We start from the raw sequence: 15,188 nt of genomic DNA, 5'->3' as shown, positions 1-15,188 counted from the left end.
TATGCACAACACAAAAATATTACTGATCGATGACGAGAAATCGATTGTTCAATTAATTGAAATGGTATTGCGAAAAGAGGGTTTCCACCATATTTATACGGCGGGTACGGGGAAAGAAGCGCTTTTGCAGCTGGCTAAGTACGGTGCGGATATTATTCTGCTGGACGTTATGCTGCCCGATCTGACCGGGTTCGAGTTGTGCCCGAAAATCAGGGAGCTGTCAGATGCGCACATTATTTATTTGACAGCAAGAACGTCTGACCTCGACGTGCTGACCGGCTTTGCTACTGGCGGTGATGATTATGTGACCAAGCCGTTTAATCCGCTGGAAATCGCGGCGAGAATCAAGGCGAGGCTGCGTCGAGGTGTTCCATCTCAATCTCCTCTGCCGCGGGCTGAGGACACCCGGAACCGGTATGATTTCGGCAGCTTTGTGTTGGATGAGTTTGCAGGTGAGCTGCAGGTGAATGGGAGCCCGGTTCCTTGTCCGGCGCAGGCTTATCAGCTGTTGCAGTTTTTGTGCAAAAATCCGAATATCGTGTTCTCCAAGTCACAATTATATGAAGCAGTATGGGGGATCGAGGGGATCGGAGACGACAACACGGTCATGGTTCATATCCGGAAAATCCGGGAGCGGATTGAACCGGATCCGGGTGAGCCCCGATATTTAGTAACGGTACGCGGATTAGGCTATAAATTAATGAAGGATAAACAGGTATGAAACAGATCAAAAGAAGGCTTGCCATCCATTTCACTGTTCAGTTTTTTTTATTATGGGTGTTTGTTATGGTCACCCTACTTGTTACTCTGCTTCTGCTTGCACAAAACTTAATGAATCAGGATTTGAAAAGGAACTTTCCCATAGGAGCCCTGGATACCATCGTCGCGGAAGTTGAACTAAAAGGCCAAGATATCACTCTCCCTTCAAGGTGGGTTTCACAGCTGATTGAGGGAGGATACTGGCTGCAAGTCTTAAACAGTGATGGACAAGTCATTTATTCGGCTAACGCGCCTGCACAGTTGAAAACTTCATACGGAGCAACTGATCTGCTCCAAGTTGAAGAGACCGGGCACTATGAGACGTTTCGCGTGATGACGAAGCTGGATACGAGAGAGAATAAGAAGTTTCTATATTTGCTTGGGGCCGAGGACCATGGTGCGCAAAGGCTGCAGGTCTGGTTACGCTCCTTCGGTGAGAATGGGTTGATTCGCCCGGATGCAGTAAAGGAGCTTGAATCCCAGCTTGGGCAGTCCAAAGAGTTTGTACAAATTATCGATGCTGAGGGGAGAATTGTTCAATCCATAGGACCATCGGTGCGGAAGGATCCCTACAGTCCCCTTGAGCTGCTTTCGATGCGGGCGGAGCCTGGTGCATATCCATCTAATATGTCTGTGTATTACGACCAACAATCAGGATACGCTTGGGTGCTGCAAACACCGAAGGAAGAAGGCACTTTTACGAGTCAGCCGATCCTTTATGATATTATCCTGGTGTTTGTTTATACGGGAGTAGTGGTGCTGCTGCTTACTTTTGCTTTCGCGGTGTGGCATGGCTACCGCTATGGTCAGCCATTGCTGCTGTTTGCTGACTGGTTTGAGCGGATGGGGCAGGGGCGTTATCATGAAGCTTTGACAGAAAAAGACAGGAAGAAAGTGTTTCGCAAAAATGGCTCAATCCGCTTGCGCTACCGGCTGTACAAAGAAGTAATCGCCGGCTTCTATGACATGGCCACAAGATTGGAAGCTTCGGAGCGGGAGCGCGGGCGTTTGGAGAAGACGAGGGAGGAATGGATGACGGGTATTTCCCATGATCTTAGAACGCCATTGTCGACAATTCATGGCTATGGCCATCTGTTAGAAAGCGGCCAATTTGAATGGACGGATGCCGAACTGGCAGAGATGGGGAAGATGATACGGGAAAAAGGAACCTTCATGCTTGAATTGCTGCAGGACTTCTCCTTGACGTTTCAACTCAAGAACAACGCCATCAGCATCCCGTTAGAAGATATTGAACTGAACGAATTTGTGCGCCGCGTTGTACTCAGGTATGTAAATGATGTCACGATTCAGGACGCTTCTTTTGTTTTCGAAGAAGAAGATGAGGAAAAAGATGAGGAAGAAGCAAGCGAATTGATCGTGAAAGCGAATGCCAAGTGGTTTCAGCGGATGCTGCAGAACTTGATCACAAATGCGGTCAAGCATAATCCTGCAGGCACATTGATTACAGTGAAGACGAGAAGAGAAGCAAATGATGCGCTGATCATCGTGGAAGATAACGGAGCGGGGATGGATGAAGAAACGAAACAAAATTTGTTCGAACGGTATTACCGCGGCACCAATACGGATGAAGGCACAGATGGAGCAGGTCTCGGCATGAGTATAGCCCATGCGATTGTTAGTGCCCATCAGGGCAGTATTGAAGTTGAGTCCAGGGAAGGGATTGGAACGAGAATTATTTTGCGGTTTCCACAGGCTGCACAGTTGTCGCAAAAGTGGAAACCCTTATTCCAAGATGGTAACATATAGAAAGAACGAAAGATTAGTAGAAAGCCATCATTATAACTCTAGTAGTGAGAGGTACACAGATGATTGATATAACGGAAGCTTATGTAGATAGTTTGGCGCTGAATAGCAGTGCGATCAAGAATGGCAAGGATCTGGTGAAGAAAAATAGCTTTCCCAAGCTTTGCAAGACTGAGGATGGTACGCTTATTTTTGGTGAATGTAAGGGCAGCGGCAGCAGTCCTTATTTCTGTTCGGCAGATTACGTGAAGGCTGATGAGCCTGTTTTTCGCTGCTCGTGTCCGAGCCGGCAGTTTCCTTGCAAGCATCTCCTTGGACTGATGTATGCTTATGCGGCCGGGAAACCTTTTGAAACTGCAGATATTCCTCAGGATATTGCGGACAAGAGGGAGAAGGCGGAAAAGCGTGAGGACAAGAAGAAAGAGGCTGCAAATGCGACTGTGGAGAACGGATCTGCAGCTGCACCCAAACGGAAGTCTAACAAGTCTGCCTTATTGAAAAAAATAGCCGCACAGCTCGAAGGGCTCGATATTGCGGATACACTGGTGCTTCAGCTCGTGCAGTCAGGACTAGGCAGTCTGGATAAGAAGACGCTGAAAACGGTGGAGGATCAAGTCAAACAGTTAGGCAATTATTATATACCAGGCATACAGACCACTTTTCGCGAGCTGCTGCTGCAGTTTCAATCCGGCGTGGACAGCGAGAAGCTTTATACGAATGTCTCGCAGAGACTTACTACTTTGCATGCCTTATTGAAGAAGAGTCGTGCCTATTTGCAGAACAAAATAGAACATCCGGATGCATCCATGGATAGTGAGTCTACGCTGGAAGAGTGGATTGGACATGCCTGGCAAATCGCCGAGCTGCGAGAATACGGGCGCACACGTCACAATGTCGAGCTGCTGCAGCTCGCGTTCCGTTCCTACACCGATCAAGCCCGCGGCGAATTTATTGATGAGGGGCATTGGGTCAATTTGCAGACCGGTGAGATTCATGCAACCCGGACTTACCGGCCTTTTCGCGCAGCCAAATATATTCGGGAGGAAGATACCGTCTTTCAGGTCGTAACAACAAAAGAAATGGTTCAGTATCCGGGAGAGTTAAATGCTAGAGTCCGCTGGGAGGATTCAGTGCTAAGAGATGCAGGGGTACAGGATTATGAAGCTGTCCGTGCTTTTGCGTCAAGGTCTTTTCCGGAAGTGATCAAGCAGGTTAAAAATCAAATCAAGAATCAGCTCTCAGATAAAAATCCTGTCCTCTTAGTGTTCTTTTCAGCTATAAAACGCAGTGAAGACGGCTATATGCTCATAGACGAGCAGGGAAAACAGCTTCCACTGGCAAATATCGAATATCTGGATTTTCCTACAGTAGAACTGATTTCCTTTATAAATAAGCAATATGTACGCAATCAAGCCATGCTGCTCATGTTCGAGCACAGTATGGAGCATAACCGGCTTACGGCGCAGCCCCTGAGCATTGTGACACCTGGCGATATCCTTCGCTTGCTTTATTGAGAAGATAAGGATGAGGAGATAAATCAAATGAGTATAGATATATTATTTGAGCTTCAGCACGAAGTGCGGCGATTGTTCGTCGCAGGCAGCGGGCTGGCGGCTGGTGATGTGCGTTTGAAGAAAATTCTGCCGCAGCTGGAGAGGCTGGGCGAGTCGGCTCCGATTTTTAAACGCATGGCGCAAGGAGTGGCACAAGTTGTTGAGCCGGAAGCAGGGAGCGGGGCTATTAAGCTTCTTGAGCTTAGCACGCTGCTGAATTCTGTGTTATATACCCAGGGGAAAACAGAGTCATCCCAAGAAGGAATGCAGTGGATAGAGGTGGAGGGAACAGATACGAAGCTGAACACGCCACTATCCTATCGGAAGCTGTATCCTGCTGTAGAAGCCTTAACGCAAAAGGGCCAAGGAAGGATGGAGCAGCTCCTCCAAGCCTATGAAGAGAGCCGGCTTCAGGATATACGTGTTATTCTCCCCGCTGTATCCGCACTGGACGACAGCTATGCGGAAATGGCTGATTTTGTTTACGAAAAACTAATCCCCGCGTATGGTGCCGAAGCGCAGACGGTGCTTGCTGAGCAGTTTAAGCTGGAGGGCGGCAGGGGTCACGCTAGAAGACTGATGCTGCTCCATCCGCTGCTTGGTGAAGCTGGCACAGATTTTGTTCTGCAAGCAGCCAGGGAAGGATCGAATGAGGTACGTTCCGCGGCTATTGAGATTCTAGGAGATTATCCTGAGCAGGAAAGCTTCATTCTAGAGCAAGCTGACGCTAAAAAGAAAGAGATCCGTAAATCAGCCCTACTGGCTTTAGCCAAACTGGGAACTGAATCAGCGGTTCAGCGTTTGCTTTCGGCACTTAACTCGAAGGACAGAGACATCGCTATAGAGCCTATACAGCAATGCGCTTCGGCAGCTCTTACGCAGGGCATTATCCAGTATGCAGAGTCTGTACTGGATCGCATCATTCAGAAGACAGATGTGGAAGCATCGATTCAAAGCCTAAGAGATAGTCTAAGGTGTTTGGACGGTAAGAAGGATAACGGGATTCTAGGGCTGTTGGAAAAAATACTGTCCAATCCGAAGGCGGTTACCCGTGAAATGGATGAGGCGCTGCAAGCCGCGGCTGATCTTCTTTTGGAACTGGAGCAGCCGGATGCTGACCGGTTTGCCATGTCTTTGCTGCACATCAACCGCAAGCTGATTGCACAAAGCTTCCGCGCTGCGGCCAGAAATCTTTCCAGTACAGAGCTTTATGAGCAGTATGCAGACAGCTTCAAGGAGAAACGGAAGGCTGCCGGCAAGGAGTTGAAATGGGCCTTCTACAGCCTTGTTCCGTCACAAACAGAGCAATATTTGGAAGGAGATATAGAAGAAGAAGGAGAAGAATACCTGCCTATCGAGCATTGGGATAAAAGATGGGTAGATCTGTTTGTGGATATCGATGATGAGGATCTTGTTTGCAGGCTTGCTAATCGCTCTACACCCAAAATCATGGATTATTTAGCGAAGAAATGCAAGGAGAGTTCTGATGCATTTAATGACTACGAGAAAGTAGATTTGCTGCTAGCGTTATTCCGACTTCAACATAAAGAAGCTCCAGAGCTTCTGATGCAGGCTTTGGAGAAGGATGCTTCCAAGCGGTTATATTACATAGGGGAATCTCAGCGCATTTTGCTGGCCAGTCTTCCCGCGTCTTATGCACAGAGGATGGAAGCGGCAGTTGGCAAGTTATCCTATGATGGTGTCAAAAAACAGCTAATGGACATTGTAGAAACGTTGAAAGCGAAGCCGGAGCAGACGGATGCAGATGAGAAAGGAACGGGATTATGGGGATGGATCAAAAACAAGATGTCTTAAGACTAGCTTCTGAGCGGTTGTATGAAGATGAGCTTGAAGCGCTAAAGAAAGCGGATATCGATACTAAGCCTGCCGGCTGGCAGCTATCGCCCAAATCGGTGCTGACCTTCCTGATTGGAGGTAATGCCGGAGGTAAGGTCATTACGCCCAAATATATTGGCAACAGGCGGCTTATTGAGATGGCGATTGCAACCTTACTCACGGATCGGGCCCTGCTGCTGATTGGCGAGCCTGGAACTGCGAAGTCATGGCTCTCTGAGAACCTGACAGCTGCTATTCATGGGGATTCCTCCAAAGTGATTCAAGGAACCGCCGGAACGAGTGAAGAGCATATCCGTTATTCCTGGAATTACGCGATGCTGCTGGCTCAAGGTCCTTCGGATCAGGCGCTGATTAAAAGCTCGATATTCCGGGCGATGGAGACTGGCGGCATTGCCAGATTCGAAGAAATTTCACGGTGTGCGTCAGAAGTTCAGGATGCGCTCATTTCTATTTTGTCGGAAAAAACGATCTCGATTCCCGAGCTTGGCAAAGAGGTTTTTGCCACCAGAGGCTTCTCGGTGATTGCTACGGCCAACAGCCGCGACCGCGGCGTTAACGAAATGTCAGCGGCTTTGAAGCGGCGGTTCAACATTATCGTACTTCCTTCTCCTGCGGATATCGAGACAGAGGTGGACATTGTCCGCAAGCGTGTTGGTGAGATCTCAACGAGCTATGAGCTTAAAGCTTCTGTTCCTGACGACGAGGCTGTATTGAAGGTTGTTACTATTTTCAGGGAGCTTAGAAATGGCATGACTCTTGATGGCAAAGAAAAGGTGAAGGGGCCGAGCGGTGTGATTTCAACTGCGGAAGCCATTTCACTCTTAACCGGAAGCATGGCGCTTGCGGCGAGCTTTGGCAGTGGTGAGATCAGTGATGAAGATATCGCCGCGGGCTTGCAGGGGGCTATCGTCAAGGATGATGAGAAAGATAAGCATGTATGGAAGGAATATTTAGAAAATGTGATGAAAAAGCGGGGAGCGACATGGAGGAATCTGTACAAAGCGTGCTCGGATATGAACCAGTAAGCGACCAGCAGTTTCATGTTTTTGGCATACGGCATTTATCTCCTGCTGGCGCTTTTCATTTGCGTGCTTTTCTTGATGAAGTCAAGCCCACAGCTGTGCTGATCGAGGGACCAAGCGATGCCAATTCGTATATTCCACAATTAACGGTACGCGGAGTCGTTCCTCCAATTGCTATTTTAGCCTATACCGACCAGCTGCCTGTGCGTACGCTTCTGTATCCTTATGCTGATTATTCCCCGGAATACCAAGCTCTGCTTTGGGCTTCCAACCATAGTGCTCACGCAGAGTTTATTGATTTACCCTCGAGTCATTCGCTGGCTCTTTATGAGCATAAGAATAGGAGCGCTTCAGCGGATGCTGATGAAAAAGCAGATTTCGAGGATGAGCAGGTAGACGGAGAAACCGGATCAAATGAGGAAGACCGAAAAGAAAAAGGTCAAAGCTTCGCCGAGCAGCAAAGAAAGATTTATAAGAAGCTAGTTGAGCTTGCCGACGAGCCGGATTATGAATCATACTGGGAGCGGAACTTCGAGCATAATTTGCACAAGGATGCTTACCAGAAGTCGATATACCGCTTTTCTGCTGCCATGAGGGACATTACGGAGCAGGAGGAGTGGGAGCTTGCTCCAGAGGAAGCGTCTTATAATGAAATTCGCGAAGCTTATATGAGGTCGAGGATTCAGGCAGTTTTGGGTTCCGGTCATGCACCAGAAAAGGTGGTTGTCATTACCGGGGCTCACCATGCTTCAGCGATGAACATGAGCCTCCCGATTATGAGCGAGGCCGAGCTTCAAAGCATACCGAAGGCTTCGACTAAAATTACATTAATGCCGTATTCCTACTACAAGCTTTCTACGCATTCCGGTTATGGTGCAGGCAATCAAGCCCCTGCTTATTTTGAATTGTTATGGCAGTGCCTGCAAAGAGGGGATTTGAGCAGGCTTCCGGCTCTGTACCTCTCTCATGTGATCGCACATCTAAGGGAGCATGGGACTTACCGTTCGACGGCTTCCTTGATCGAAGGCGTCAGGCTTGCAGAAGCTTTGGCGGCTATGCATAACGGAAGTCAGCCTACCTGGAGGGATTTGCGGGATGCGGCGACTGTATGTCTTGGCTACGGAGAGCTGTCTGTCATTGCCGAGGCATTGGCTAGAACGGACGTGGGGACAGCCATTGGCAATTTGCCTGAAGGGATCAGTCAAACGCCGGTTCAGGATGACTTAAACAGGGAACTGAAGCGCCTGAAGCTGGAGAAGTACAAGTCAACAGTCGCAGCGACCCTGGAGCTGGATTTGCGTGAGAACCGCAGAGTGAAATCAGAGGAAGCGGCTTTTATAGATTTGAATCGCTCATTGCTGCTGCATCGGCTTGACCTGCTTAAGATCAGCTTTGTCAAAAAGCAGCACGTTAACCAGGACTCTGCATCCTGGGCAGAGCACTGGGTGCTGCAGTGGACACCGGAAGCGGAAATTCAAGTGGTTGAATCGACTTTAAAGGGCGAAACGATTGAACTGGCAGCTGCCTTTGTTCTGAAGGAACGGCTTGAGGCATGTTCCGATATCAGGGAAGCGACCCGAATCATTCGGGTGGCGTGCAATTGTGGCTTGAATAAGCTGATGGAGCAGGCAAGAAGCACGCTGCAGCAGCTTGCTGTGGATACTGGCAGCTTTGAACAGATTGCTGAGTCGGCTTACGAGCTGTCCGTGCTGCTGCGCTACGGTTCGGTAAGAAGAATAGATACAGCATCGCTAGAGCCTTTGCTGCAGCAATTGTTTTTGAGAGGCTCTCTGTTATTGCTGGACTCTGCAGGATGCAATGACGAAGCTGCCTCGGGAATGATTACAGCCATTAATGCGCTAAACAGTGTTGCACTTGATCATTATGAGCTGGTCGACGATCTTCTATGGCTGCAGAAGCTGCAGGAGCTGTCATCACGGGATGACCGGAATGCCCGCTTGTCAGGCTTTGCTTTTGCCATTTTGCTCGAGCGCAATGAAGTTTCTGATGAACGCTGTGCGCAGGAAGTATCGCGCCGGCTTTCTCCAGGCATTCCGGTCGATCTGGGAGCGGGCTGGTTTGAGGGCATGTCCATGCGCAACCGCTACGCGCTCCTCTCCAGAGTTTCTTTATGGAAACAGCTGGATGCCTATATTCACTCATTGGAGGAAGAGTCGTTTCACCGCTCGCTTGTTTTTCTGCGCAGAGCTTTAAGTGCCTTCGAGGCCAGGGAAAAAGCAGCGGTAGCAGAGATGATGGGAGAGATTTGGGGTGTTGATGCTGAAGAGACTGGGGCCGCGCTGCAGCGTCCGCTGAACGAGGATGAAAAGGAGAAGCTGGATGAACTCAATGACTTCGATTTTGGCGATTTATAGCTTATGACGACCATAGACCAAGAGCAGGCGAAGCGCTGGAGACTGATTCTTGGCGCTGCTTCTGAAGAGAAGCTCCAGGGTTACAGTGGTGATGGCGGCGGCCGGCTGCTTAGCGATGAAGATGCCTTAATGGATGAGGCGTTGGCTGCCATTTATGATGATACAGCTGGAAGCTATGGAACAGAAACAGGCGGACGAGGAGGGAGCAGATCCGCAGGACTGGGGGCTTCCTCACCGAAGCTGGCGAAATGGCTTGGAGATATCCGCAACTTTTTCCCGCCGGATATCGTCTCAGTGATCCAGGCGGATGCGATTGAGCGCAAGGGATTGACACAACTGCTGTTTGAGCCGGAATTGCTGTCCCAGGTCAAGCCGGATATCCAGATGGTAGCGACATTAATGGCGCTTAAAGGAAAGATTCCCGAGAAAACGAAAGAAACGGCGCGGCAGTTAGTTAAAGCCGTAGTGGACGAAATTGTGAAGCGGCTTTCGCAGGAGCTGCAGCGGGCAGTCACAGGAGCACTGAACCGCAGGCGGCATTCTCCGCTGCCCTCGTTTACCGGACTGGATTGGAACAGGACGATTCGTCATAATCTCAAAAACTATGATACGGAGCGGAAGCTGCTGATTCCAGACAAGGTATTCTTTTTTGACCGCGCTCGCAGAAGCAAAGAATGGACGGTCATTCTTGATATCGATCAGAGTGGTTCTATGGCCGGCTCGGTTATTTATGCTTCCATCATTGGTTCGATTTTCGCTAGTATGCCTTCACTGGATACGAGAGTGGTGGCCTTTGATACGGAAGTGGTCGATCTTAGCGAACAATGCGCGGACGACCCTGTGGACATGCTGTTCGGGATTCAACTCGGAGGCGGAACGGATATTAACAAATCGGTCGCTTATTGCGAGCAGTTCGTGACAGAGCCAAAGAAGACACTGTTTATTCTCGTTACCGATTTATATGAAGGCGGAAACCGCTCAGAGCTGCTTAGACGACTGGACGACCTGCAGCAGGCTGGTGTGAAAACGATCTGTTTGCTCGCTTTATCCGATGAAGGGGTACCCTCTTATGATGAGTCGGTAGCCAGAAAGCTGGGGAAAATGGGGATCCCGTGCTTCGGCTGCTCACCAGACAGACTCCCGGAATTTATCGAAGGAGCTCTCAAAGGCCAGGACCTTCAAATACTGGCTGACCGGGTTATTGGAGCTAAATCCACATAAGAAAATGCATAAATATGAGAACTTATGCGAGGAGGGGCGATAGTAAGCAGCCCTCCGCCGCGAAACGAGTGTGTGTTTCATTTAATGATGTTTTTATCGTTAAAACAAGGATTTCCAGGTCATTCTTCACTTTAATGATGATTTTCATCGTTAAATGATCACGAATGGCCTCTTCTTGGGTGGAAAAAGGAATTTTAACGATGTTTTTCATCGTTAAAGTAAGGTTGGGGAGAGGACTGTTGCTTTTAGCGATGAAAAACATCGTTAAAGTAGCAGCTCTTTCCCACTCTCCACTCAAGTAGTATCAAGAATTTTGTGTATGGAGCTAGAAAGGAACTCATGGAAACGCCAGATAATCATTTGTGATGGTGTGATGGTGTGATGGTGTGATGGTGTGATAGGTGGGTGTGGGTGGCGTAGCCCAAGCGAAGGCGCGGGAGCCGTTTCTAAGTTTCGACGCCATAGCGTTCCTGAAATATGTCGGCTAAAGCGATCTGAGTCACTTCCATGCCAAAACCACGGGTGATCCGCTAGCTCCAACGTTCGTTGTAATCTTGCTGGACAAAGTAGGCAACCTTCTCCTGCGTCCCTAGCGCCTGCGCCCGCTAGGAAATCTCCTCCAATCAAGATAAAAACTCTTGCTGGCTGTTCGTTTGAGCTTGGTGTTCGTGTGATTCGTGCGACTGTAGCTAAAGAGAGGGAATGGCTGTGGGTGGAAGAGCGTTAGCGTCCTCCTTTAAAGATTTGTTCCTACCTCCTCATCGATTCCAATCAGGGAACAAATCTTTAACAGCGGCTGGAGCCCACAGCCATTCCCTCCGCAACGCACCCAAGTCACGAACACGCATATCAAAGGACGCCGAAAAGGGTTTATTTTTTTAATTTGTACTTTCCAGAATTTATTAAATGAACTTCAACCATCACCTTCTCCAGGGACTGTTCATTTAAGGGAAATTGATCATGCTCCCATGACTCCCTCCACAATTTGGGGCGCTTTCTGTACAGCGCTTCTCCCAAGTTCAAAATATCTGATTGGATCGATAGTCCTTCCGAGTAGACGGCTCGTACTTCTTCTTCAATTAATTCGGCAGCGCGAGTGACGAGTTCCGATTCACTTGCAGGTTGAATAAGCTCATTCACGGTTGCATTGATTTGAATATGAAGTTGAAATTGGACTTGATCGGATTTCTTCTGGAATGATATTTGGGATTGCGGTTTATCCAGGACTAGAGTGGCAATGAGTTTCTTGTCATTCGATGTGATCGTTAGCGGATTACGAATCGCATCGGGCTGAACCCATCGTGCACCCTCCAGGCTGGCAGCAGGCAGCCATCCCTTAAGCTTTTCTGAGTGAATAAGGAAAGCCCCGCCTATTTTCAAAAGCTGGCTGTCTTTATCATTTTCTTTCCATGTATGATTTTCTAATCCCAGACTAGGCAGGTGAACGGTTGATCCCAGTCCATGGAAATTTGATGTAAATCTATAGAATTGCAATGGCTTGATTAATGAGTTTTGCCGATAATTTTCCAATGGGGCATGCAGGATGGAGGAGAGTGGTGACAGCTTGAAAAATGGTGTGGCCGCAAGAATCTTTTCCATTGGCTCCCGGGTGCCATATACCCATTTTGTGTAGCGGATTTCCCGGTATCTGTTAGTCAGATCCATCACTTCCTGAATGCCGCTTTTCAAAATGCTTTCACTAAAGACAATCGACGTGACGTGACCCCAGAACACTTGCCGCTGTGAGGATCTATAGATTTCATTGATGGCTTCATTGATCGTTCTTCCAGTCCCTTTGCCCACCCAAACGGAGGCTTTTTCCCCTGGGTTGCCAGCGTCTGTTTTTGCTATGTAAGAAAAATCCATAATCTGGATATAAGCCAGATACTTACCATCCTTAAAATCCAATCCAAGCGCCGCGACATAGTTAATATTTTGAATTTCTTTTGCATCCCAGCAGCCTGTTTGAAGCGCAAGCACGATGATGCTGAGCAGCAGGGCAAAGCGTTTGGGTGCCAATTTAATGATCCCTCCTTTTGAAATCATCAAACATAAAAGGCTTTTTATTTTTATTTTTGTTTTTTCGGGGCTTGATCAGAAGTGCGCTCAGCACATCCCTGGGGTTCAGAGGAGAAAGGGGAGCCAGGTAAGGAAGGCCAAATGAGCGCAAATTAGACAGATGCCATACGAGAAAAATAAGGCACAATATAAATCCGAACATCCCGAAAATGGAACAGATTAAAAAAATTCCTAATCTGACCAGTACGACGATGCCGGCCAAATTCAGATTGATTAACGTGGAAGTAGCCACGGCCGTAATGGCAGAGATAACCACCATACTGGGTGAGATCAAACCTGAAAGAATAGCAGCCTCCCCGATAATGAACCCTCCGACAACTGTAATGGCTTGTCCGATAGAGCTGGGAAGGCGGGCACTGGCCTCGCGGAACAATTCCAGCAGCAGCAAAGTCAGGAACATCTCCATTGGAGCAGATAAAGGAAGACCCTGACGGGCAAGCGTAATCGTAGCAAGCAGGGGGAAAGGCAATTGATCCTGGTTAAATTCGCAGAGGGATACCCAAAAACCAGGAAGGGCAATGGATACCCACAAGGAACAAATACGAATTAGCCGGGTGAACATAACAAATGCATAAGACAAATATGCGTCTTCGGGGCTTTTAATAAGCAGCATCAGATTTACTGGAGCAATAATTACAGAAGGATTTCCATCCACAATAATAATAAATCTTTCTTTCAATAAGCACTCTACGGCGAAATCTGGTCTGCCTGTATAAGTTACAAGCGGGAACAGGGTGTAAGGAGAGTCAGACAGCAGCTCTTCAATTTGTGCGATTCCTAAAACCGTGTCGATATCTAGCGAGAGCAGACGATTTCTTGCTTCCTCTATATAGGGTCTATCTTTGATGGATTCCAAATATAATAAGCCCGTTTTAGTAGGGGCTATGTTGCCGATTTTAATTTCTTCATACCGCAGATCCGTAGTGGCAAGACGCTTGCGAATCAACGCAGCATTCGTGGCAAGCTCCTCTACAAAGCCATCCCTGGCCCCGCGTGCGGAATTTTCCATATTGGAATCTTCCGGTTTTCGCTGTGGAAGCCGCTGAATATTTAAATGGGCAAGAAGCTGCTCATTGATAAAATAGAGCAGTAAATAACCACTGAAAATAGCAGATGAAAGCTCTGATTTCTTCCAAGGCTGAGCTACCGGCTCCAGCATGATATTTCCAATATACTTTTTAACCAATAAAGAGCTTAGGCCTTCAGAAGTTACATTGTCGAGTTCAGATAAAACAAATTCATTCATAAACTTTGTATCGCAAAGTCCATCGCAATAAACAAGCAAGGTGCGGAGACCCGTATACTCTGAAGTGTGCTCGTAAAACTTTACATCGTGAGAACCGCTAAACCACTGCCTGATCATTTGTTCATTCATATGATTTCTCCTTATGCCAGAATACGAGTACACCAACGAAAATCAAAAACATCAAGATGAAAACAACAGATGTTGGAAAATAAAATCTGGACAGGGTTTCAACAAAGAAGGAGTCGCTGACAGGCATATGGGCAAATGCTAGAACCCCAAAAGAAAGATACAGTAAAATGGTTGTGCGTTTTTTGGATCCACGAAGCCCTGCTATATCTAGAATCAGATACAATGCGATAGAAATACGAATAATCGCTCCTGAAAGCCATTGGTATAATGAAAGAAAATCGAGGTGTTCGATATATTTTCCGATTTGCACCAGCCGCCATTCTTCATAAGCAGGGTAACGTTGTTTAACAGCTTCGATGGAACCGAATTCTGAAATAGCACCAATAATAGGTCCTAAGGTTAAACCGGCTAGAATGAAAGTAAGCAGCAGTAACGAACGTTTGCGTAAGCTGGAATGAATATGCTGCTTGATCCATAAAATCATCACAATTTCCAACAAACCTCCCCATGCATAAAGAGTTCCATAAGCTGCAGGCCGATATCCATGTTCGAAAATAGGCAGTAAAAGCGCATAATCCTTATGCGGCTGATTTCCAGCCATAACGAAAAAACCAAATATAACGACAAAGGGCAGCAGAATACCGTTCATAATGGCGATGGATCGCAGTCCGGATCGTGCTGATAGCACGCAGGTCAGTAAAATGCAGCTCGTAATGATGATCGATGGTGTGTGCGGTAAATAAGTAACCCGAAGCCAGTCCAGTGTATCTTTTAAAGTTATTCCAATTATACAGCATAGATAGATGACTACTGGAAAGTAAACGATCCATGCGGCTTTGACGCCGATTTTTTGCTTAATCCATTGAAATAAAGACTTGTCACCAGTACGGGTCGCAATCATATGAATGAGTGGTAATAACAAAAGCAGGAGTAAGCAGGCAACAATGACGGAGATCCAGGCATCCCTCCCAGCTCTGTCAAAGAGTATAGGAATGATAAGGACATGGTTCATAAAGCCAACGGAAGTAATGATCAAAAGATAGGCTTGCAGCATTGATATGGAGGTTGTAGCTTTCGTTTTGGGCATGATGCTTCTCCTGTTATTTCCATGGTTTCATTTTCATATGTTTTCATATGATTCCCAAAATGAATGTTCTCACTCTGGCAGGAGGTTATTAACATA

General features: G+C 47.5%; 10 protein-coding genes and 1 pseudogene. 7 read left to right on the top strand and 4 right to left on the bottom strand.

What is annotated here, in order from left to right; all coding sequences use genetic code 11:
- Window position 1: 1 nt before the first annotated feature.
- Genes J2Z66_RS16940 through J2Z66_RS16910 form a run of 7 tightly spaced genes read left to right on the top strand, consistent with a single transcriptional unit; the run spans window position 2 to window position 10,551 of the window.
- On the top strand, window positions 2–721 hold the full coding sequence (locus J2Z66_RS16940; RefSeq protein WP_209972637.1) for a response regulator transcription factor: 720 nt from the start codon (window positions 2–4) through the stop codon (window positions 719–721).
- A complete protein-coding gene (locus tag J2Z66_RS16935) occupies window positions 718–2,526 on the top strand; it encodes a sensor histidine kinase (RefSeq protein WP_209972636.1) in 1,809 nt (602 codons plus the stop codon). Before J2Z66_RS16940 ends, J2Z66_RS16935 begins: the two co-directional genes overlap by 4 nt.
- A gap of 59 nt (window positions 2,527–2,585) precedes the next feature.
- Window positions 2,586–4,037: an SWIM zinc finger family protein gene (locus J2Z66_RS16930; protein WP_209972635.1), complete on the top strand. Its 1,452-nt coding sequence runs from the start codon at window positions 2,586–2,588 to the stop codon at window positions 4,035–4,037.
- Between the two features lie 27 nt (window positions 4,038–4,064).
- Complete coding sequence (locus J2Z66_RS16925) at window positions 4,065–5,891, top strand: HEAT repeat domain-containing protein (RefSeq protein WP_209972634.1); 1,827 nt, start codon at window positions 4,065–4,067, stop codon at window positions 5,889–5,891.
- Window positions 5,867–6,958, top strand: coding sequence for an AAA family ATPase (locus tag J2Z66_RS16920; RefSeq protein WP_209972633.1), 1,092 nt, complete (start codon window positions 5,867–5,869; stop codon window positions 6,956–6,958). The genes J2Z66_RS16925 and J2Z66_RS16920 overlap by 25 nt, the downstream gene beginning before the upstream one ends.
- Complete coding sequence (locus J2Z66_RS16915; protein ID WP_209972632.1) at window positions 6,916–9,330, top strand: DUF5682 family protein; 2,415 nt, start codon at window positions 6,916–6,918, stop codon at window positions 9,328–9,330. The genes J2Z66_RS16920 and J2Z66_RS16915 overlap by 43 nt, the downstream gene beginning before the upstream one ends.
- A 3-nt stretch (window positions 9,331–9,333) precedes the next feature.
- Window positions 9,334–10,551: a VWA domain-containing protein gene (locus J2Z66_RS16910; RefSeq protein ID WP_209972631.1), complete on the top strand. Its 1,218-nt coding sequence runs from the start codon at window positions 9,334–9,336 to the stop codon at window positions 10,549–10,551.
- A 446-nt stretch (window positions 10,552–10,997) separates the two neighbouring features.
- Here J2Z66_RS16910 and J2Z66_RS44305 read toward each other — a convergent pair.
- From J2Z66_RS44305 to J2Z66_RS16895, 4 genes and pseudogenes are all read right to left on the bottom strand, one after another.
- Window positions 10,998–11,132, bottom strand: a pseudogene (locus J2Z66_RS44305) (IS256 family transposase); the annotation flags it as partial.
- A gap of 289 nt (window positions 11,133–11,421) precedes the next feature.
- Complete coding sequence (locus tag J2Z66_RS16905) at window positions 11,422–12,570, bottom strand: Ger(x)C family spore germination protein (RefSeq protein ID WP_209972630.1); 1,149 nt, start codon at window positions 12,568–12,570, stop codon at window positions 11,422–11,424.
- A 1-nt stretch (window position 12,571) separates the two neighbouring features.
- Complete coding sequence (locus J2Z66_RS16900) at window positions 12,572–14,005, bottom strand: spore germination protein (protein WP_209972629.1); 1,434 nt, start codon at window positions 14,003–14,005, stop codon at window positions 12,572–12,574.
- A complete protein-coding gene (locus J2Z66_RS16895; protein ID WP_209972628.1) occupies window positions 13,998–15,092 on the bottom strand; it encodes a GerAB/ArcD/ProY family transporter in 1,095 nt (364 codons plus the stop codon). The genes J2Z66_RS16900 and J2Z66_RS16895 overlap by 8 nt, the downstream gene beginning before the upstream one ends.
- Between the last annotated feature and the right edge of the window lie 96 nt (window positions 15,093–15,188).

This window comes from Paenibacillus eucommiae (genome assembly GCF_017874215.1).
Lineage (GTDB): Bacteria > Bacillota > Bacilli > Paenibacillales > NBRC-103111 > Paenibacillus_AI > Paenibacillus_AI eucommiae.
The sequence above is the reverse complement of the archived record's forward strand: the minus strand, read 5'-3'. Positions and strand labels throughout refer to the sequence as shown.